Origin of the sequence: Kitasatospora sp. NPDC085464, assembly GCF_044541955.1 — a bacterium.
In the GTDB taxonomy this organism is placed as follows: Bacteria; Actinomycetota; Actinomycetes; order Streptomycetales; family Streptomycetaceae; genus Kitasatospora.
The window spans coordinates 113,087-131,452 of sequence record NZ_JBITTM010000031.1; the positions used below are offsets into that span (position 1 = coordinate 113,087).

Consider the following 18,366-nt stretch of genomic DNA (forward strand, 5'->3'; position numbering starts at 1 on the left):
TCAGGACGGCGGGTGCACGTGGTGGTGCGCGGCCGGCCGCACGGTCCCGGCCGCGCCCCGGACGCCGGGCCACCGCGGGTCCGGCTCGCCGGAGTCGGTCATGTGCTCCCGCCGCCACGTCCGGCTCCAGCCGAACCGCACCGACGGCTCGAAGCCGTGCCACCGCCCGCACGGGCAGGGCGTCAGCACCCGGGCGCAGGACCGGCACAGTCCGGCCTCGCCGTGGCCGGTCGGGACCGGCACCGCAGGGCCCTCTTCCCCGCAGGCCGCACAGCCGGGCAGCTCGGCGCCGTCCAGCAGGGCGTTCCGCCGCCGCACGTAGTCGGGCAGGCTCAACGGGGGGTGCAGGAACGGGTCGTGGTGCCACGCCGCCTCCAGTGAGCCCCACCGGTAGCGGTCCCACCACGGCGGCACCGGCCGGGTCCGTCGCCCGGACCGCTTCTGCGCCCGGCGCTGCGCCGCGTACTCCTCGGCCCCGGCCCGCCACAGCTCGCGCGCCTCGTGCAGCTCGTCCACCGCGCGCAGCAGCGAGTCCGGGTCCGTCTCCAGGCGCCGCGGCATCCGGGCGCTGACGGTGAGGTGGTGGTAGGTCGCCCGCAGGCCGTACGGGGCGAAGCAGGTCAGGCAGGTCCGCAGCGCGCTGTGCCGCCGGTGGACCGGGAGCGAGGTGTCGTGCACCCGGGCCCGGTGGGTGTGGAAACTGGTCATGCCGGGGCCTCCAGGGCGAGTGCGCGGGCGAGCGCGGTGGTGACGGCGGGCGCGCGGTCCGGCAGCTGCCGCTCGGCCCACCGCGCGGCTAGGGCGAGGAAGTCGCGCAGGTCCCGCTCGGCCCCGGCGAGCAGCCGGCGCAGCTCGTCCACCGGCAGCTCGATCACCGGACTGTCCGCGTCCTCGTCGTCCTGGGTGAGCCGGACGACCCGGCCGATCCACTCGACCCGGGCGTCCGGGTCGTGGCCGAACCAGGCCGGGCCCGAGCCCTCGACCACGGCCGTCCACTCGTGCCAGTCCTCCAGGCCGGTGCAGCAGCCCGGGGTGAAGACGGTGCCGGTGGCGGGGTCGGTCACCCGGAACCCGCCGGGCGCGAAGAGGTCGGGCATCGTGAGCAGCCCGTGCAGGAAGGCGCCCAGCGGGTCCGCCGGGCGCGGACCGCGCTCGTCGTCCTCCTCGGGGTCGACGTCGTTGACGTCGGCCAGCCGCCACACCGCCGTGCCCACCTCGGCCGGCGTCGACTCCCCGTTCAGCACCAGGTATCCCCAGCCCTCGTGCTCGGCCGTGGGCCAGAGCGCGAAGCCGTCGGGGGAGCGGATCTCCAGCACCGGCTGCATCAGCATCATCGGGCGATGATGCCGGACGGCGGCACCGCCGGTCGCGGCATTTACGCCGCGCCGGCTGCCGTCGTGACGCTTGTCCCCGCGCCCGGCCCGCTGCCGCCACGGCGCTCACGCCGTGTCCGCTACGCCGTGTCCGCTACGCCGTGTCCGCCGCGATCCCCGCCAGCACCCGTCCGCAGTGCCGGGCGAAGGCGCGCTGGGCGAGCGGGAGCAGCGGTCCGGCCAGTCGGGCGTACCAGGCGACGGGGCGGCTGAAGGCGGTGACGGTGAACCAGACCGCCCCGTCCGGCCCCGTCTCGACCAGGAAGGTCTCCTCGCCGGCGGCCAGGTGGCCCTGCCGCGTCCCGTAGGTGAAGCCGTAGCGGTCCGGGCCGTCGACGGTGGCCAGCACCCGGTTCGGGGCCCCGGCGCGCAGTGGGCCGACCCCGATCCCGCAGTGGACGGCGACGCCCGGGGCCGCGCGCTGCGCCTCGGTGTCGATCCGTACGCCTGCCAGCCGGTGCATCCGCCAGCCGAGCAGGGCGGCTCCGGCGACCTCCAGCGCGGCGCGGCCGTGGCCGATCCGCGCCCGGTGCCGCAGGTGGTTGTAGCCGTCGGGCAGTTCGCCGGTGGTGCTGGCGCCCTGTTCGGGGTAGCTGAGGTCGGTCATCGGTGGGCCTCCGGGGTGTCGAGCCGGCGCCAGGCGAGGAGCGCGCAGAGGGCGAAGCCGAGCGCGTTGCCGACGCCGTGGGTGGCGGCCATCCAGGCCAGGGTGGGGTGGGGGAGTCCGGCGGCCCGGCCGAGTGCCCACCAGAGGGCGAGCACCATGGTGAGCGCGAGGACGGCCGAGGAGACGGCGAACAGGCGGGCGGTGGCCGTGTGGTGGGCCCGGTGGCGCAGCTCGCGCCAGGTGACCAGGCCGACCAGCCACATCCCGGTGGTCAGGACGAGGGCGCCGGCGAACTGCCACCAGTTGCCGAGGAAGTAGCCGGCCAGGACCAGCAGGGTGCCCGCCGGCACGCTGAGCGCCGCGCAGCGGGCGGCGGTGGAGGCCGGGTCGACGGCCCGGCAGACCAGCCCGGCGACCAGGGCGGCGGTGAACCCGGCGTAGTGGAAGTGCGGGACGGTCAGCGCCAGGATGTGCGGCTCGAAGCCGAACAGCGGGTAGCCGGAGCGTTCGGCGACGAGGGCGACCCCCGCCACCGAGGGCGCGGCGAGCGCGGTGAGCACCGCGATCTCGGCGGGCGCGATTGAGCGGGTGCGGGCCAGCCGCAGCGGCGCGTGCAGCGCGATGACCAGGGTGCCCAGCGCGTAGACGACGGCGGGGCCGGTGGCGAGGGCGCCGCGCGGCAGCCAGAGCGAGAGCGCGCCGGGTACGGCGGCCAGCGGCCAGAGCCGGCGGATCCGGGCGAGCCCGGGTTCGTCGATCAGGGCGAGGCCGAGCGGGACGACGGCGCTCATGCCGAGCAGGACCAGGAGGTCCACCAGTTCGGTGGTGCCCTTTCCCATGGCGGACACACCCCCCCTTGAACGTGTTCAAATGAGCTTCGCCGCCGACTCTACGCCGCCGACTTGAACGCGTTCAACTCGCCCCCCTCGCGGGCCCGGCCCGGCTTGCCTGGTGCTAACGGTGGGTGCGGCGCACTCTGGAGGGGTAACCGATGGAGGTGATCCGCCATGCAGACTCTGGTCGGTTGGCACATCGAGATGGAGTTCCGTGAGGACGGTCCGCGCACCAGCGCCGCCGCCCTGCTCCGGCTCGGCGACGGGAGTGAACTGCGCGCCCACGGCTTCAGCAGCCGCCACCCCTCCGACCCGGAACAGCTGCGGGTCGGCGAGGAGGTCGCGGGGGCCCGCGCCCTCAACGACCTCGCCTCCCAGCTGCTCACCAAGGCCCACGGCGAGATCCAGGAGGTCAGCCCGGTCCCGACCCACCCGCTGTCGTGACCGCCCCGCGTCCTGGCGGCGGCTCCGCCGCGCCCGAACCGGCCCGCCCGCGCATCCCGCTGATCTGCCCGCGCTGCGGGCATGAGCAGCAGGTCGTGCCCGGCGGCCCCGAGCGGGTGGTCAAGGTCGTCCACGTCGGGACCGGCCGGGAGGCCTGCGAGACCGAGGACCTGGCGCGGGCGCCGGACGACGGGAGCTGAGCGGCACGGGCCCGGGATCCTCGGGCCCGTGCCGTCGGGCCCGAGCCCCCGGACCCGGCCGGCTCGTTGGTGTCATTCGCAGGGCTCGACACCCGCGTCGGCCGCCTCAGTTGACGCAGTACGAGTCCGGAGGCTGCCACTCCGGCCCGACCAGCCGCCGCTCCGGCTCGTTCGGGGTGATCCGGATCCCGACCGTTCCGTCCAGCCCGACCCGGAACCGGCTGCGGGCCAGCACGATGAGCGCCGTCAGGCCGTACTTGTTGATCAGTGAGGTGCGGTAGCCCGCGGTCGCGTCGGCGTCGCAGAGCCGGGCGCGGGCCGGGACGGGCCGGCCGGTCGGGCGCCCGTGGCTGTCGCAGGGGCCGACCAGCACCCGGGGGTGGCGGCGGATCCGTTCGGCCTCGCCCGAGTGGGCGGGGGTCCAGACCCCGAGCGCGGTGCCGTCCGGCACCACCCAGAGCTGGGACTCGATCGGGGTGCCGTCCTCGTCGAAGGTGGTCAGCAGGAGGTGTCTGCTGTCGGCGAGCCGGTCGGTTCGGTCGTGCACGATGTCCTCCCGCTGGCGTCGGGGCGGGTCGGTGCCCGTGGCCCTCGGTGATCCCGCGGCACTCCTCGACGGTGGGCTCGGGGACGTGCGCGTACTCGCCGTGGAACCCGCGGGGCGGCATCGCTCGGGTGCGGGTGAGCGCTCCCGCCGGGTGGGCCACTTCATTCTCGTCCACCGGGGCGGGCAGTTCGAGGGGGCGGGGCTGTTCGTGTGCCGGACGCCGGATGTCGTATGCCGGAAACGGCGAGCGGCCCGCCCGGTGTCGTGGGACACCGGGCGGGCCGCTTACGCACCCGAGCAACCCCTGGGCGTCAGTGCACCAGCACCGGCACCTCGTCGTTCTTCGCGAGATCCGCGCCGGCGCCCGCGCCCGACGCCGAGCCCGGACGGCCGGCGTTGATGAAGGTGAAGGCGACGGCGGCGGCGGCCACCAGGATCCCGAAGGACACCCAGATCGCGGTCGAGAAGCCGTGCACCATGCCGCCGAACTGCAGCGCCTTGGCGGCCTCCGGGGAGGCGGCGGCCGCGGCGGTGGCGTGCGAGGCCAGCCAGCTCGTGGTCGCGCTGGCCGCGATGGTGTTCAGCAGCGCGGTGCCGATGGCGCCGCCGACCTGCTGCGAGGTGTTGACCATCGCGGAGGCCACACCGGCGTCGCGCGGCTGGACGCCGTGCGTGGCGAGGCTCATGGCCGGCATGAACGCGGTGCCCATGCCGAGGCCCATCAGGACCAGGCCGGGCAGGATCAGCGCCGGGTAGGAGGTGTCCAGGCTGATGTGGGTCAGCAGGAACATGCCGATCGAGGCGACCAGGAAGCCGGGCGCCATCAGGTAGCGCGCCGGGACCCGGGTCATCAGCCGGGCGCCGATCTGGGTCGAGCCGGTGATCATGCCCGCCACCATCGGCAGGAAGGCCACGCCGGTCAGCACCGGGCTGTAGCCGAGCACGATCTGCAGGTAGTAGGTCAGGAAGAGGAACAGACCGAACATGCCGATCACGGCCATGCCCAGCGACAGGTAGACCCCGCCGCGGTTGCGGTCCAGCACCACGCGCAGCGGCAGCAGCGGGGCCTTGACCTTGAGCTCGACCATCACGAAGGCGAACAGCAGCACGGCGGCCGCGGCGAACAGGCCGAGGGTGCTGGCGGCCGTCCAGCCGGAGGACTCGGCCCGGGTGAAGCCGTAGACCAGGGAGACCAGGCCGGTGGTCACCAGCAGTACGCCGGGGACGTCCAGCTTGTTGCGGTTGCGGCCCTCGGCGGGCTCGCGGATCACCATCACGGCGCCGACGGCGGCCACGATGGCGAACGGGATGTTGACGAAGAAGGTCCAGCGCCAGTTCATGTACTCGGTCAGCAGGCCGCCGAGGATCAGACCGATGGCGCCACCGCCACCGGCGATCGCACCGTAGATGCCGAACGCCTTGGCGCGCTCCTTGGCCTCGGTGAAGGTCACCGCGAGCAGCGACAGCGCGGCGGGGGCGAGCAGCGCGCCGAACACGCCCTGCAGGGCGCGGGCGCCGAGCAGCATCGCGGTGTTGGCCGCGGCGCCGCCGAGCGCGGAGGCGAGGGCGAAGCCGGTGAGGCCGACGATGAACGTCCGCTTGCGGCCCCAGAGGTCCGCGATCCGGCCGCCGAACAGCAGCAGGCCGCCGAAGGCCAGCGCGTAGGCGGTGATCACCCACTGGCGGTTGCCGTCGGTGATGCCCAGGTCCCGCTGTGCGGACGGCAGGGCGATGTTCACGATGGTCGCGTCGAGGACGACCATCAGCTGGGCGAGGCCGATGAATATCAGCGCCTTCCAGCGCCGGGGATCGGGCAGCGTCGCCGGGCGGGCGTCGGTTTGGGACATGGGGGTACTCGCTTCACGGTGCGTGGTGTGTGCGTGCATGGTCAACTGCCGTACGGGAACGGCAGGTTGCCGTACGGTGAAAGGTGCTCTGCGGGCGTGCGGGGGCGTGCCGGGGCGGCGCCGCTCAGCAGTGCGGGTCGCCCGGTGCCACCGGACGGATCAGGTGTGGATCAGGTGTTCCGGTCGGATCAGGTCTGGTGCGTCGGTCAGTTGCGGGGCTGGAAGTCCTCGAAGGTCGCCGCCCGGCCGGGCAGCGTCGAACGGACCGGCGTGCGCAGGCCGTCCAGGAAGATCTGCAGGTGCCGGTGGACGAACTCGTCGTGCACCCGGCACGTGGTGTTCGGCAGGGGTCGGGTCAGCTGGCTCATAGCGATGAACAGGTCGCCGTGCTCGACGTCCGGCCGCAGCTCACCCGCAGCCCGGGCGCGCTTCATCAGCCCGCCCACGGCGGACTGCAGGCGCTCCCGGATCTCGGTCAACTCCGGGTCGAACGGGTCGACATGGCTGCTGAACAAGGTGCAGAGACCGCCTACCTTCTCCGCGACGGTCGCGTGCGCGAACCGCTGCAGAGCGTCGAACGGGCCGTCGCCGTCAGGCGAGTCCGCCTCCGCCGTCGCCGTCTCGGCGAGGGCCAGGATGCGGTTCTTGACGAGCACCGCCACCTCCTGGATCAGCGCCATCCGGTCCGGAAAGTTCCGGTAGAGAGTGGCGTTGCCGACCCCTGCCCGCTTCGCGATCTCGTCCAGCGGTGCATCCGCACCGTGCTCGACGAACGCGTCCCGGGCCGCCAGCACGATCCGTTCCCGGTTCCGGCTCGCATCCGCACGCAGCTTCGGCGTACGGGTGCTCCCGGCGGGACTGACCGACTCAGCGGCGGCGGTGGTCACGACGACTGCTCCTTGAGGATACCGGGGAAGTTCTCCCCGCTTTTGCCAACGTACTCGGAAACGGGGAATCTGTCCCCGGAATTTCCGCCCCCGATGTGACCTGCGTCACATGTCCGAGGTTTCGGCTCCGGCCGGGCTCGGATCGCGCGTCGACCGACCCGGCAGGACGGGCGCTATCGTCGGAAGCCAGGTAGCCCGTAACCACTTGCCGGTGCGCTCGTTCCTCCAGGGGGAGCCCAGGCGAAGGAGGAAGGCCTGTGACCGCGATCTCCGACCGTCCGCAGATGCTGCCCGAGGAGTTCGAGGAGCTCTCCCGTCATCTGGCCCGGACTGCCGAGGGCATCCGGCCGGAGTTCATCAACGGGAAGCTGGGGGTCAAGCCCGTGCCGGATGGCGACCACGGCCGCATCGTTCAGTGGCTCCTTCGGATCTGCATCCAGGCCAGGCCGGAGCTCTACCTGCATGACCAAGGACTCAAGGTCCAGGGCTACCGGGGCGGTTTCGCGCGCCCGGACGGGACCCTTGCGGACGCGGATGCCTTCGTGGGGCGGGGGGACTGGGCGACGACCGAAAGCGTGCTGATGGTCGTCGAGGTCACCTCCTATGACTCCGACACCGACCGTAGGGACCGTGTCGAGAAGCCCCGCGCCTACGCTGAGACCGGCATCCCCGTCTACCTGCTGATCGACCGGGACTCCGCCGAGGTCACCGTGCACAGTCAGCCCGACGGCGTCCGTTACGAGAGCGTTCGGATCGTTCCCTTCGGCAGGACCGTCGACCTGCCCGATCCGGTGGGCATCCCGCTGGACACCGAGCCGCTGAAGAACTGGGTGCGCTGACCCCGGCCATGCCTTCCCGGGGGTGGTGCGCCCCTCGTCCTAGGCTGTGGAGGTCCCGGGCGGCCGGTGGGCCGTGGGAGTCGGGAGCGGCCCGGCGGCCGGGTGGGCGAGGAGGTTCGCGATGGGCAGCGGTGAGACCGCCAAGGTGCGCTGTGTGGCGGCCGTTCCGTGCTGGGTGAGCCTGATGGCCCGGGACCTGGAGGCGGCCAAGGCGTTCTACGGGCCGTTGCTCGGGTGGGAGTTCGAGACCGGGCCGGACCACTTCGGGCCGTACGTGCACGCGGTGGTCGGCGGGGAGGCGGTGGCCGGGCTCGGCGTCGCGGGCGTCGGGGCGATCCCGCTCGCCTGGACCAGCTACTTCGGGACGGAGAGCGCCGACGCGGCCGCCGACGCGGTGCGGGAGCGCGGCGCGACCCTGGCGATCGGGCCGCTGGCCTTCGACGCCGGGCGGGTGGCCTTCGCGGCGGACCCGGCGGGCGCGGTGTTCGGCATCTGGGAGGGCCCGCTGGGCCGGGCCCGGAAGCTGGAACTGCCCGGCGCGCCGGTCTGGATCGAGCTGCGCACCCCGGATCCGTTCGCGGCGGCGCTGTTCTACGGCGAGGTGTTCCGCTGGGACGGCCGTGATCCGGAGCGCTTCGACGTGCGCTGGGAGCACGACCGGGTGGTGCTGCGCGCCGAGGGGAACAGCGTCGCGGCGCTGGCCAAGGAGCAGGCGGGCGGTCCGGCGGGGATGCCGCCGCACTGGGAGGTGTCCTTCGCCGTCCCGGACACCGACCGGGCGCTGGAGCGGGCGGTGGAGCTGGGCGGCGCGCCGCTCGGCCCGGCCTTCGACTCCCCGTACGGGCGGGTGGCCCGGCTGCAGGACCACGAGGGCGCGCGTTTCGCGGTGATCAGCCCGAAGAACTGATCACCGAGCGGATCAAGGCCCGATCGAGGGGTCGGCCGGGGGGTCGACCGGGGGCCGGCCGGAGGAGTCAGGAGCCGAGCGCCGCGCGCTCCGCGCGCAGCCGGTCGCCGAGGGCGGCGCGGGAGGCGGCGGGCAGGGCCTTGCGGGCGGCGGCGAAGAGCTGTTTCTCCTCGCCGTGCAGGTGCCGCCGCAGGGTGTCGGCGAGGCCGCGCAGCAGGGTGTCGAAGGTCGGGTCGGCGGGGCGGAGCGCCTGCAGGTCGGAGAGGTACTGCCCGATCGCCAGGTGGTCGTGGATGCTGCTGAACACCAGTGCCCCGCCGTCGGGCACGTCGTGCTGCACGATCGGGAAGAGGTGTTCCTCCTCGGCGGCGCAGTGGGCGAACAGCAGGTCGGTCAGTCGGGTCACCAGGTCGCCACGTTCGGTGCTGCCCGTCGGGGCGGCCTCGATCGCGTCGAGCAGTTCGGTGACGGCCCGGTGGTCGGCGGTGAACTCGCCGAGGATGTCCGGCCTGCGGCTCATGGCGCGCCCGCCTTTCGCACGGAAACTGGCCCCCGTTCCTTCCAGTATCCGGCGCCGGGCCGCGGGGCCGGGTGAGCCCCGGCCACGCTGGGTTCCCGTCACCCCCGGTTCCCGTCACTCTCCGTTCCGGCCGCTTCCGCCCCGGTCACCGCCGTGCGCCCGCCCCCCGTGCGCTCGGCTCGCTCACCCCTGGTCGCCGGCGACCGCCGCTCCGCCGTCCCGGCGCCCGGTGAGGGCGAGCAGCCGGGTCTGCGGGCTCGCGTCCTCGGGCACCGGGAGCGGTGGGTCGAACACTCCGCTGCCGGAGAGGTCGCCGTAGCCGGTGATCTCGCCGAGCGCGAAGTCGACGAGTTCGGCGGGGAGCCGGGTGAGCCGCCCGGTGCCTTCGGCGAGGTCCCAGGTGTGGATGACCAGGTCGGTGGTGAGCTGGTTCAGGTAGTACCGGCCGGTGACGTCCCCGAAGGAGAGGTGGACGGTCAGCTCGGCGGCGCCGGGGACGTCGAAGGCCTGTCGGGCGGCCTCGGCGGCGCCCGTCCAGGCGGCGAGGGGGTCGTCGCCGAGCACGTCGCCGTCGAACCGGCCGCCGACCTCGCCGATGGTGGCGCCCATCAGCAGTTCGGGCACCCAGAGCTGCTCGCCGACGAGGTGGTTGACCAGGTCCCGGACGGACCAGTCGGTGCACGGGGTGGGGGAGTCCCACTGGCCGGGGGTGATCAGCCGGACGCGTTCGCCGAAGGCGGCCAGGGCCTCGGGGTACGGGGTGCCGGTGCCGTCGGCCCGCCGGTGCTGCCTGCGTTGAGCCATGTCTCCACCCTGCCCCGGTCCGGCCGGGGGCCGCGAGTCGCCCACGGACCGTCAGTTGTTCAAATTCGAACTCCAAGGTACGGTCGGTGGAGCGGCGGTTCAAATTTGAACAACGGCCTGGGGGTGACGACTCCCGCCCGCCGCCTCAATGCATCCCGCTCACGCCGGCCCCCGGCCGGCGACGACCGACCTTCGACCGATGGAGACGCGCATGCCGAGCAGCAGCCCGAGCACGACCGCCGCCACCAAGCCCACCGTCAGTCGGACCCCGGACACCTCCGGGCCCGCGACGACCTCCCCGCACGCCTATGACGCCGGACTCCTGCTCCTGCGCCTGGTCCTCGGCCTGACCATGGCCGCGCACGGCAGCCAGAAGCTGTTCGGCTGGTTCGGCGGCGGCGGGATCGACGGCACCGGTCAGTTCTTCACCGCGAGCGGCTACCCGGCCGGTGACACCATGGCCGTGGTGGCCGGCCTCACCGAGACGCTGGGCGGACTCGCCCTCGCCGTGGGCCTGTTGACCCCGCTGGCGGGCGCCGCGATCGTCGGCACGATGGTCAACGCGATCGCCGTCACCTGGGGCGGCGGCTTCTTCGCCCCGAAGGGCAGCGAGTACGAACTGCTGCTGACGGCCGGAGCTGCCGCGCTGGCGCTGACCGGCCCGGGCCGCTACGCGGTGGACCGCTTCCTGCCGGTGGTGCGGGCGCACCGCCTGGCGTACGGCGCGGCTGCCGTGGTGGTCGGCCTCGCGACGGCGGGCGTGATCCTGCTGCTCCGCAAGTAGCTCTCCGACAACCGACCGGCCCGGAGACCGTGGTGACGAACCGTCACCACGGTCTCCGCGCGTTTCCCCCGCAAACTGCGCACAGCAGCCAGGGTTCCCAAGGTTATGTGATGTGTGCCATGGTACATGTCACACTCCCCACCGGTTCCCGGCGGATCCGCCCCCACGCGGCGCCGTCGCCAACGGTCCTCGAATCCCCCACCGGCCGCGCCCTGATCGCGGCCGACGACGGCCGGGAGGCCCTCACGTGAGTCCCGCACGACTGCTGCGACTCCCGCAGTTGGCACGATTGTTGACGCTCGTCCTGTCGCTCTTCCTGGCGGTCGGCCTGTTCGCGCCGCAGAGCCAGGCAGCGCCCGTAGCGGCGCCCGCCCCCGGCGGCGCGCCCACCGCCCCCACCGGTGCGGCCCCGCAGCCCGCCACCGGAACACCCGAACGCACCGACGGTGAGCGGCAGTTCGCCACCGCCGACCAGCGCGCCCCACTGCCGCTGGACACCCGGCCGGCCGAGGTGAAGGCGGCCGCCACCCCGAACGCCAAGGCCCCCAGTCTCGGCGCGGCGGCCGAACAGGCCTGCAACACCGGCGACTTCACCGGCCGGACCGGAAGCGACCTGGTCCAGCACGTCAAGGCCGCCGACATCCAGTGCATCAACAGCCTCTTCCAGCTCACCGGCGGCGACGCGCGCGGCGCGTTCCGCGAGGAGCAGATGACCACGGTGGCGTACGCGCTGCGCGACGCGGCGGGCAGCTACCCGGGCGACAACACCACCTCCGTCGAGCAGTTGGTGCTCTTCCTGCGTGCCGGCTACTTCGCGCAGTGGTACCACCCGGGTGACGTCGGCACGTACGGCACCGCCCTGCAGACGGCGATCCGCTCCGCGCTGGACGCGTTCTTCGGCAGCGCGCACTCGCGGGACGTCGCCGCCGGCAACGCGCCCATCCTGGGCGAGGCCGTCACCCTGATCGACAGCGCGCAGGAGAACGTCCGCTACCTCCCGGTGGTCAAGCGGCTGTTGACCGACTACACCAGCGCCACCTGGAACCCGGCCGGCATGGCCTGGTCGGTGAACCCGGTGTTCACCGTGCTGTTCCGCGGCCACCAGGTGGCCGGCTTCGACGCGGCCGTCGAGGCCGACCCGAGCGTCCTGGACGCCCTCGCCGCCTTCGCCGGCCGCAACAACGACCTGCTCGGCGGCGACTTCGGCGTGCTGACCTACAACGCCACCAAGGAGCTGGGCCGCTTCCTGAAGGACACGGCGCTCCAGGCCAAGGTCCGTCCGCTTGCCAAGGCGCTGGCGGACTCGTCGGCGCCGAACGGCCGCACCGTGTTCCAGTGGGCCGCGGTCGCCGAGGCGGTCGGATACTACGACGCGGGCAACTGTTCGTACTACGGCACCTGCAACTCCGCCGACCAGCTCAAGGCCGGTGTGCTGAAGGTGAATTACACCTGCAGCCCGAGCATCAAGCTGATCGCCCAGGCACTGGACGCCACCCAGCTGGGCACCGCCTGCACCAGCCTGACCGGTCAGGACGCCTACTTCCACTCGGTGGTCAAGGACAACGGCCCGGTCAAGGACGACGGGAACACCACGATCGAGGTCGTGGTCTTCCACTCCTCGCTCGACTACCAGGTGCTGGCCGCCGCGATCTACGGCATCGACACCAACAACGGCGGCATGTACCTGGAGGGCGACCCGGCGAAGGCGGGCAACCAGCCGCGCTTCCTCTGCTACGAGGCCGAGTGGGCCCGCCCGTCCTTCGAGATCTGGAACCTCAACCACGAGTACACCCACTACCTCGACGGCCGCTTCGACATGTACGGCGACTTCAACGCCGGCATGACCACCCCGACCGTCTGGTGGGTCGAGGGCTTCGCCGAGTACGTGTCCTACTCGTACCGGAAGGTGAGCAACGACGCCGCGATCGCGGCTGCCGCGCGCCACACCTACCGGCTGAGCGACCTCTTCGACACCGCCTACGGCGACCAGGACCGGGTCTACCGCTGGGGGTACCTGGCCGTGCGCTACATGCTGGAGCAGCACCGCTCCGACATGGACGCGGTCCTCGCCAAGTACCGGGTGGGGGACTGGGCCGGCGCCCGCACCCTGCTGAAGACCACCATCGGCACCCGGTACGACGCCGGCTTCGACAGCTGGCTGACCGCGTGCGCGAACGGCGCCTGCGCGACGAACCCGACCGTCCCGCAGCTGCCGGAGTGCGCCGTGGCCGACACCCGGGCGCTGGACGCGAACTGCGCCCGCAGCAACGTCGCCGCCACCATGGGCAACTACGCGCACTTCTACCTCCTGGTGCCGGCCGGCACCAAGCAGGTGAAGATCACCACCAGTGGCGGCACCGGCAACGGCGACCTCTACTACAACCCGGCGAGCTGGGCGTACACGGGCTCGTACGCCACGCGGTCGGCGGGCCCGGACAACTCCGAGACGCTGACCGTGGCGAACCCGCCGACCGGCTACGTCTACTTCAGCCTCTACGCCCAGCAGGGCTTCAGCGGGGTGACCGTCACGAGCGAATTCTGAGCCGAGCACGGCGAACGGACAGGTGACCGCCCCGGCGGAGCGCTTCGGCGCCCCGCCGGGGCGGGTCCGTTCCGTCGGGGGCCGTCGCGTGCGTTCCGCCGGGGCGCGGCTACCCGCCGACCCGCACCAGCGCCAGGGTGATGTTGTCCGGCCCGCCGGCCTCGATCGCCGCCTTCCAGAGCTCGAACGCGGCCTTGCCGTCGGACCGTTCGGCCCCTTCGTGGGAGCGGGCCAGCAGGTCGGCCAGCTCCTCCTCGGGCACCGGGTCGGTCAGCCCGTCGCTGCAGACCAGGTAGCGGTCGCCGGATGCCAGCGGGGCGACCCGGACGTGCGGTTCGACGAAGGTGAGCCCGAGCGAGCCGCCCAGGGTCTGGGTGACCATCGAGGTGGTGCGGCGTCCGGGCGGCAGCGGCGGGCTGTCGTCGACGCTCACCCGGCTCAGCCCGTCCCCGTCGATCCGGTAGACCCGGCTGTCGCCGACGTTGAAGACCACCGCCCGCTCGGGCAGCAGCACCAGCCCCGCGATCGTGGTGCCCATCGCGGCGAGCTCCGGCTCCCCGGCGGCGGCCGCGTAGACGGCCCGGTTGCACTCCTGCAGTTCCTCCCGGACGGCCTCCTCGCCGTCCAGGCCGTCCCCGTGGGCGGCGAGCCGACGGGCGACCAGGGCGCTGGCCACCTCGCCGCCGGGGTGGCCGCCGAGGCCGTCGGCCACCGCGACCACGCAGGGCGGGCCCAGCGGGAAGAGCAGCGTCTGCGGGTTGCTGGTAACGGTGGCGCAGAGCGTCCACGGGCCGATCGCGAGGCTGTCCTCGTTGTGCTCCCGCACCAGGCCCTCGTGGCTCAGTGCGCTCACCGCGATGTACGGCGCCATCGTCCGCCGCCCTTTCCGGAACCCCGCCGCTCGTGCGCCCCGCCTTCCTTCCATTGTGGGCGGGAATAGCCGGGGCCACCTGCGTGCTAAGGTGGTTGAAAGTTGAACGACCTCCTCCGGAGAGCGGTGAGCAGCATGCAGTTCGGAATCTTCTCCGTCGGCGACGTGACGACCGACCCCACCACCGGCCGTACCCCGAGCGAGCACGAGCGGATCAAGGCGATGGTGGCGATCGCGCGCAAGGCCGAGGAGGTCGGCCTGGACGTCTTCGCGACCGGCGAGCACCACAACCCGCCGTTCGTCCCGTCCTCCCCGACGACCATGCTCGGCTACATCGCCGCGCAGACCGACCGCATCATCCTCTCCACCTCGACGACCCTGATCACCACCAACGACCCGGTGAAGATCGCGGAGGACTTCGCGATGCTCCAGCACCTGGCCGAGGGCCGGGTGGACGTCATGATGGGCCGCGGCAACACCGGCCCGGTCTACCCGTGGTTCGGCAAGGACATTCGCCAGGGCATCCCGCTCGCGATAGAGAACTACGCGCTGCTGCACGAGCTGTGGCGCGAGGAGGTCGTGGACTGGAGCGGCCGCTTCCGCACTCCGCTGCAGGGCTTCACCTCCACCCCGCGCCCGCTGGACGACGTCCCGCCGTTCGTCTGGCACGGCTCGATCCGCAGCCCCGAGATCGCCGAGCAGGCCGCCTACTACGGGGACGGCTTCTTCGCGAACAACATCTTCTGGCCCAAGGAGCACTTCCAGAAGCTGATCGACCTCTACCGCGAGCGCTACGCCCACTACGGCCACGGCACGCCCGAGCAGGCGATCGTCGGCCTCGGCGGGCAGGTGTTCATGCGGAAGAACTCCCGGGACGCGGTGCGCGAGTTCCGTCCGTACTTCGACAACGCGCCGGTGTACGGGCACGGGCCCTCGCTGGAGGAGTTCACCGAGCAGACGCCGCTGACAGTCGGCAGCCCGCAGGAGGTCATCGAGAAGACGCTGACCTTCCGCGAGACCTTCGGCGACTACCAGCGCCAGCTGTTCCTGATGGACCACGCAGGCCTGCCGCTGAAGACCGTGCTGGAGCAGCTGGACCTGCTCGGCGAGGAGGTCGTGCCGGTGCTGCGCGAGGAGTTCGCCAAGGGCCGCCCGGCCGAGGTGCCGGACGGGCCGACCCACGCCGCGCTGGTCGCGGACCGCGACCGGAAGGCCGCCGAGCAGGCCGCCGGGGCGACCGGCGGGACGAGCGACGAGACGACCGACGAGAACGAGAAGGCCGAGGTGTCCAAGTGACCGCGTACAAGCTGGTGGTGGTGAGCGCCGGGCTGAGCAAGCCGTCCTCGACCCGCCTGCTGGCGGACCGGCTCGCCGACTCGACCGTGCGGCAGCTCGGCGCGGCCGGCCGGCCGGTGGACGTCACCGTCGTCGAACTGCGGGACCTGGCCGTGGAGATCGCGAACAACTTCGTGACCGGCTTCCCCGGCGCCGCGCTGCGGGAGGCGATCGAGGCGGTCACGCAGGCGGACGGGCTGATCGCGGTGACGCCCATCTTCACGGCGTCCTACAGCGGGCTGTTCAAGTCCTTCTTCGACGTGATCGACCACGACGCGCTCACCGGCAAGCCGGTACTGATCGCCGCGACCGGTGGCACGCCCCGGCACTCGCTCGCCCTGGAGCACGCCGTCCGGCCGCTGTTCGCCTACCTGCGCGCGGTGGTGCTGCCGACCTCCGTCTACGCGGCGACCGACGACTGGGGCGGGACCGGGGACGGGCTCACCGACGGGCTGCCGCGCCGGATCGACCGTGCGGCGGGTGAGCTGGCGGCCCTGCTGTCCGGCCGCGGCCCGGCGGCGGCGCCGGCGGTGCCCGAGCAGGTGGTGCCGTTCGAGCAGCAGCTGGCGGCGCTGCGGGTCTGAACCGCTGCCGAGGGCGAGAGGGGCGGGTGCGCGACGAGGCGCACCCGCCCCCTCGCCGTGTATCGGCACCCCGCCCGCCCGACGGGGTCCTTCGGATGCGTGCCGGCCGCGCCGAATTGTCCGCTATGCGATGTAATCATTCCCATGATCAGATCAGTGCCGGTCCGTTCGGTCTGCTCCTGCCCCTCCTGCCCGCACCCGGTGTCCTGAGGGGCGACGTCATGCAGCCCGAACCGCAGGCCGTGCTCTCCCCGCTGACCGGCGCGGCGATCTTCCTGGTGCTCACCGTCGAACCCGGGGGCGAGCACGCCGTCCGCGAGCTGCTGCCCGACCTCGCCGGGCTGCGCCGCGCGGTCGGCTTCCGGGCCCCTGAGGGCGGCCTCACCTGTGTCACCGGCATCGGCTCCGAACTCTGGGACCGCCTCTTCGACGGCCCCCGGCCGGCCGCCCTGCACCCCTTCCGGGAGGTGGTCGGCGCCCGCCACCGCGCCCCGGCCACACCGGGCGACCTGCTGCTCCACCTGCGGGCCGAGCGGATGGACCTCTGCTTCGAACTGGCCGGGCAGCTCACCGGACGGCTCGCCGGGGCGGCCACCGTGGTCGACTCCGTCCAGGGCTTCCGGTACTTCGACGACCGGGACCTGCTCGGCTTCGTGGACGGCACCGAGAACCCCGAGGGCCGGGCCGCCGTGGAGGCCGCGCTGGTCGGCGCGGAGGACCCGGACTTCGCCGGCGGCAGCTACGTCGTCGTCCAGAAGTACCTGCACCGGCTGGACGCCTGGAACGCGCTGAGCGTCGAGGAGCAGGAGGGCGCGGTCGGCCGCACCAAGCTGACCGACGTCGAGCTCGCCGACGACGTGAAGCCCGCGGACTCGCACGTCGCGCTCACCGTGATCACCGGTCCGGACGGCGAGGAGCGGAAGATCGTCCGCTTCAACATGGCCTTCGGCTCCTTCGCGCACGGCGGCGAGTCCGGCACCTACTTCATCGGCTACGCGGGGGACCCCGGGGTGACCGAGGAGATGCTGCGCAACATGTTCGTCGGCAACCCGCCCGGCACCACCGACCGGCTGCTCGAATTCTCGACGGCCGTCACCGGCGCGCTGTTCTTCGTCCCGACCGCCGACCTGCTCGACTCCCCGCCGCCGGCACCGGGCGCGGTGGCCGGGTCCGCCGCCGGATCGCCGCCCGGGTCCGCCGTCGGATCGACGGCGGGCGGAAGCCCCGGCTCGCTGGGCATCGGCAGCCTCAAACAGACCCCCCGAACAGGACCCCGCGCATGAACAACCTCCACCGGGACCTCGCCCCCGTCTCCGCCTCCGCCTGGGAGGAGATCGAGGACGAGGCCCGCCAGACCTTCAAGCTGCACATCGCCGGGCGCCGGGTGGTCGACCTCAGCGGCCCCGCGGGCGTCGACCTCTCCGCCGTCGGCACCGGCCACCTGACCGGCATCGAACCGCCGATGGACGGCGTCCAGGCGCACGCCCGCGCCGCCCAGCCGGTGGTCGAGCTGCGCGTCCCCTTCACCGTCCGCCGCGATGCCGTGGACGACGTCGAGCGCGGCTCCCGCGACTCCGACTGGCAGCCCGTCAAGGACGCCGCCCGCACCCTCGCCCTGGCCGAGGACCGCACCGTCTTCGAGGGCTACCGCGCCGCCGCCGTCGACGGCATCCGCGCCGCCTCCACCAACCCGCCGGTCCCCCTCCCCGAGGACGTCCGCGAGTACCCCGAGGCGGTCAGCCGGGCGCTCACGGCGCTGCGGCTGGCCGGCGTCGGCGGCCCCTACTCCCTGCTCCTCGGCGCCGACGCCTTCACCGCCGTCAACGAGACCAGCGACCACGGCTACCCCGTCCACAACCACCTCGCCCGCCTCCTCGACGGCGACATCATCTGGGCCCCCGCCATCGAGGGCGCCTTCCTCCTCTCCACCCGCGGCGGTGACTTCGAGCTCTTCCTCGGCCAGGACGTCTCGGTCGGCTACCTCTCGCACGACGCCGGAACGGTCCGGCTCTACCTCCAGGAGTCGCTCACCTTCCGCGTCCACACCGGCGAGGCCGCCGTCGCCCTGGGCGGTGCCGCGCGGGCGGACGGCTCGCGGCCCCCCGGGCACCGGGAAGGGTACTGAGTTCCTTTACGAGGGGTACTGAGTGCCGTATTCTCTCCCTGGAGCCTCTGACGCCAGTCGAAGAGAGCCGACACGGTATGCCGGTCCAGGTGGCGCTCGCGGCGCGCGGGTCGCGACCGGGCCGGACTTGGCACTCAGTACCCTCGGCATGACCTGAGGCCATGGATCCAGTGCATCCGTGCACCCGTGACAGGAGAACCGCTCATGAGCTTGAGGATCGTCGTCTGTGTGAAGTACGTGCCGGACGCGACGGGTGACCGTCGTTTCGCGGACGACCACACCACGGACCGGGAGGGCGTGGACGGCCTCCTGTCGGA

The 18,366-nt window shown here is 72.9% G+C and carries 20 protein-coding genes and 1 pseudogene; 11 read left to right on the forward strand and 10 right to left on the reverse strand.

Annotated features, from left to right (window positions below; translation table 11 throughout):
* From ACIGG8_RS26665 to ACIGG8_RS26680, 4 genes are all read right to left on the reverse strand, one after another.
* Complete coding sequence (locus ACIGG8_RS26665; RefSeq protein ID WP_396551342.1) at positions 1 to 708, reverse strand: hypothetical protein; 708 nt, start codon at positions 706 to 708, stop codon at positions 1 to 3.
* Entirely contained in the window at positions 705 to 1,334 is a 630-nt protein-coding gene (locus tag ACIGG8_RS26670) for a hypothetical protein (protein WP_396551343.1), read from the reverse strand. Before ACIGG8_RS26670 ends, ACIGG8_RS26665 begins: the two co-directional genes overlap by 4 nt.
* Positions 1,335 to 1,467: 133 nt before the next feature.
* Entirely contained in the window at positions 1,468 to 1,980 is a 513-nt protein-coding gene (locus ACIGG8_RS26675) for a DUF1990 family protein (protein WP_396551344.1), read from the reverse strand.
* The gene (locus ACIGG8_RS26680; RefSeq protein ID WP_396551361.1) at positions 1,977 to 2,819 is read right to left on the reverse strand and encodes a YndJ family protein; all 843 of its coding nucleotides are present in this window, start codon (positions 2,817 to 2,819) and stop codon (positions 1,977 to 1,979) included. Before ACIGG8_RS26680 ends, ACIGG8_RS26675 begins: the two co-directional genes overlap by 4 nt.
* A gap of 168 nt (positions 2,820 to 2,987) precedes the next feature.
* On the opposite strand from ACIGG8_RS26680, the gene ACIGG8_RS26685 reads away from it, so the two are divergent.
* Both ACIGG8_RS26685 and ACIGG8_RS26690 read left to right on the forward strand, forming a co-directional pair.
* On the forward strand, positions 2,988 to 3,257 hold the full coding sequence (locus ACIGG8_RS26685; protein WP_350524300.1) for a DUF1876 domain-containing protein: 270 nt from the start codon (positions 2,988 to 2,990) through the stop codon (positions 3,255 to 3,257).
* Positions 3,254 to 3,457, forward strand: a complete 204-nt coding sequence (locus tag ACIGG8_RS26690) for a hypothetical protein (RefSeq protein WP_350524299.1) — start codon at positions 3,254 to 3,256, stop codon at positions 3,455 to 3,457. Before ACIGG8_RS26685 ends, ACIGG8_RS26690 begins: the two co-directional genes overlap by 4 nt.
* Before the next feature lie 106 nt (positions 3,458 to 3,563).
* Here the strand turns inward: ACIGG8_RS26690 and ACIGG8_RS26695 are convergent, their stop codons facing one another.
* The 3 genes from ACIGG8_RS26695 to ACIGG8_RS26705 form a co-directional block, all read right to left on the reverse strand.
* Positions 3,564 to 4,004 carry a PPOX class F420-dependent oxidoreductase gene (locus ACIGG8_RS26695; RefSeq protein ID WP_396551345.1) on the reverse strand — a complete coding sequence of 147 codons (441 nt, stop codon included), beginning with the start codon at positions 4,002 to 4,004 and terminating at the stop codon, positions 3,564 to 3,566.
* A gap of 311 nt (positions 4,005 to 4,315) precedes the next feature.
* The gene (locus tag ACIGG8_RS26700) at positions 4,316 to 5,851 is read right to left on the reverse strand and encodes an MFS transporter (protein ID WP_350524297.1); all 1,536 of its coding nucleotides are present in this window, start codon (positions 5,849 to 5,851) and stop codon (positions 4,316 to 4,318) included.
* 206 nt (positions 5,852 to 6,057) lie between these two features.
* On the reverse strand, positions 6,058 to 6,738 hold the full coding sequence (locus ACIGG8_RS26705; protein ID WP_396551346.1) for a TetR/AcrR family transcriptional regulator: 681 nt from the start codon (positions 6,736 to 6,738) through the stop codon (positions 6,058 to 6,060).
* 257 nt (positions 6,739 to 6,995) lie between these two features.
* Between ACIGG8_RS26705 and ACIGG8_RS26710 the strand changes: the two genes are divergently transcribed.
* The gene (locus ACIGG8_RS26710) at positions 6,996 to 7,577 is read left to right on the forward strand and encodes a Uma2 family endonuclease (protein ID WP_396551347.1); all 582 of its coding nucleotides are present in this window, start codon (positions 6,996 to 6,998) and stop codon (positions 7,575 to 7,577) included.
* A 121-nt stretch (positions 7,578 to 7,698) separates the two neighbouring features.
* Positions 7,699 to 8,484, forward strand: a complete 786-nt coding sequence (locus tag ACIGG8_RS26715) for a VOC family protein (RefSeq protein WP_350524295.1) — start codon at positions 7,699 to 7,701, stop codon at positions 8,482 to 8,484.
* 67 nt (positions 8,485 to 8,551) lie between these two features.
* On the opposite strand, the gene ACIGG8_RS26720 is transcribed toward ACIGG8_RS26715, so the two are convergent.
* Positions 8,552 to 9,004: a hemerythrin domain-containing protein gene (locus ACIGG8_RS26720; protein WP_350524294.1), complete on the reverse strand. Its 453-nt coding sequence runs from the start codon at positions 9,002 to 9,004 to the stop codon at positions 8,552 to 8,554.
* 183 nt (positions 9,005 to 9,187) lie between these two features.
* On the reverse strand, positions 9,188 to 9,808 hold the full coding sequence (locus tag ACIGG8_RS26725; protein WP_396551348.1) for a TIGR03086 family metal-binding protein: 621 nt from the start codon (positions 9,806 to 9,808) through the stop codon (positions 9,188 to 9,190).
* Positions 9,809 to 10,019: 211 nt separating this feature from the next.
* Here ACIGG8_RS26725 and ACIGG8_RS26730 point away from each other — a divergent pair, with 211 nt between their 5' ends.
* Positions 10,020 to 10,592, forward strand: coding sequence for a DoxX family protein (locus tag ACIGG8_RS26730; protein WP_396551349.1), 573 nt, complete (start codon positions 10,020 to 10,022; stop codon positions 10,590 to 10,592).
* A gap of 247 nt (positions 10,593 to 10,839) precedes the next feature.
* Complete coding sequence (locus ACIGG8_RS26735; RefSeq protein ID WP_396551350.1) at positions 10,840 to 13,134, forward strand: M9 family metallopeptidase; 2,295 nt, start codon at positions 10,840 to 10,842, stop codon at positions 13,132 to 13,134.
* A gap of 109 nt (positions 13,135 to 13,243) precedes the next feature.
* Here ACIGG8_RS26735 and ACIGG8_RS26740 read toward each other — a convergent pair whose 3' ends face one another.
* Positions 13,244 to 14,005, reverse strand: coding sequence for a PP2C family protein-serine/threonine phosphatase (locus ACIGG8_RS26740; RefSeq protein ID WP_396551351.1), 762 nt, complete (start codon positions 14,003 to 14,005; stop codon positions 13,244 to 13,246).
* A 135-nt stretch (positions 14,006 to 14,140) separates the two neighbouring features.
* On the opposite strand from ACIGG8_RS26740, the gene ACIGG8_RS26745 reads away from it, so the two are divergent.
* The 5 genes and pseudogenes from ACIGG8_RS26745 to ACIGG8_RS26765 all read left to right on the forward strand — a co-directional run.
* Positions 14,141 to 15,301 (forward strand): LLM class flavin-dependent oxidoreductase, encoded by a 1,161-nt coding sequence (locus tag ACIGG8_RS26745; protein ID WP_396551352.1) that lies wholly within the window; start codon positions 14,141 to 14,143, stop codon positions 15,299 to 15,301.
* Entirely contained in the window at positions 15,298 to 15,924 is a 627-nt protein-coding gene (locus ACIGG8_RS26750) for an FMN reductase (RefSeq protein ID WP_396551353.1), read from the forward strand. The genes ACIGG8_RS26745 and ACIGG8_RS26750 overlap by 4 nt, the downstream gene beginning before the upstream one ends.
* Positions 15,925 to 16,145: 221 nt before the next feature.
* On the forward strand, positions 16,146 to 17,207 hold the full coding sequence (locus tag ACIGG8_RS26755) for a Dyp-type peroxidase (RefSeq protein ID WP_396551354.1): 1,062 nt from the start codon (positions 16,146 to 16,148) through the stop codon (positions 17,205 to 17,207).
* Entirely contained in the window at positions 17,204 to 18,049 is an 846-nt protein-coding gene (locus ACIGG8_RS26760; protein WP_396551355.1) for a family 1 encapsulin nanocompartment shell protein, read from the forward strand. Before ACIGG8_RS26755 ends, ACIGG8_RS26760 begins: the two co-directional genes overlap by 4 nt.
* A 204-nt stretch (positions 18,050 to 18,253) precedes the next feature.
* A pseudogene (locus tag ACIGG8_RS26765) lies at positions 18,254 to 18,366 on the forward strand (electron transfer flavoprotein subunit beta); the annotation flags it as partial.

What these genes read in the sequence shown, in the direction of transcription:
- ACIGG8_RS26665 (WP_396551342.1), bottom strand. Translation starts at nt 708, where the DNA reads ATGACCAGTTTCCACACCCACCGGGCCCGGGTGCACGACACCTCGCTC.
- ACIGG8_RS26670 (WP_396551343.1), bottom strand. Translation starts at nt 1,334, where the DNA reads ATGATGCTGATGCAGCCGGTGCTGGAGATCCGCTCCCCCGACGGCTTC.
- ACIGG8_RS26675 (WP_396551344.1), bottom strand. Translation starts at nt 1,980, where the DNA reads ATGACCGACCTCAGCTACCCCGAACAGGGCGCCAGCACCACCGGCGAA.
- ACIGG8_RS26680 (WP_396551361.1), bottom strand. Translation starts at nt 2,819, where the DNA reads ATGGGAAAGGGCACCACCGAACTGGTGGACCTCCTGGTCCTGCTCGGC.
- ACIGG8_RS26685 (WP_350524300.1), top strand. Translation starts at nt 2,988, where the DNA reads ATGCAGACTCTGGTCGGTTGGCACATCGAGATGGAGTTCCGTGAGGAC.
- ACIGG8_RS26700 (WP_350524297.1), bottom strand. Translation starts at nt 5,851, where the DNA reads ATGTCCCAAACCGACGCCCGCCCGGCGACGCTGCCCGATCCCCGGCGC.
- ACIGG8_RS26715 (WP_350524295.1), top strand. Translation starts at nt 7,699, where the DNA reads ATGGGCAGCGGTGAGACCGCCAAGGTGCGCTGTGTGGCGGCCGTTCCG.
- ACIGG8_RS26720 (WP_350524294.1), bottom strand. Translation starts at nt 9,004, where the DNA reads ATGAGCCGCAGGCCGGACATCCTCGGCGAGTTCACCGCCGACCACCGG.
- ACIGG8_RS26725 (WP_396551348.1), bottom strand. Translation starts at nt 9,808, where the DNA reads ATGGCTCAACGCAGGCAGCACCGGCGGGCCGACGGCACCGGCACCCCG.
- ACIGG8_RS26730 (WP_396551349.1), top strand. Translation starts at nt 10,020, where the DNA reads ATGCCGAGCAGCAGCCCGAGCACGACCGCCGCCACCAAGCCCACCGTC.
- ACIGG8_RS26740 (WP_396551351.1), bottom strand. Translation starts at nt 14,005, where the DNA reads ATGGCGCCGTACATCGCGGTGAGCGCACTGAGCCACGAGGGCCTGGTG.
- ACIGG8_RS26745 (WP_396551352.1), top strand. Translation starts at nt 14,141, where the DNA reads ATGCAGTTCGGAATCTTCTCCGTCGGCGACGTGACGACCGACCCCACC.
- ACIGG8_RS26755 (WP_396551354.1), top strand. Translation starts at nt 16,146, where the DNA reads ATGCAGCCCGAACCGCAGGCCGTGCTCTCCCCGCTGACCGGCGCGGCG.
- ACIGG8_RS26760 (WP_396551355.1), top strand. Translation starts at nt 17,204, where the DNA reads ATGAACAACCTCCACCGGGACCTCGCCCCCGTCTCCGCCTCCGCCTGG.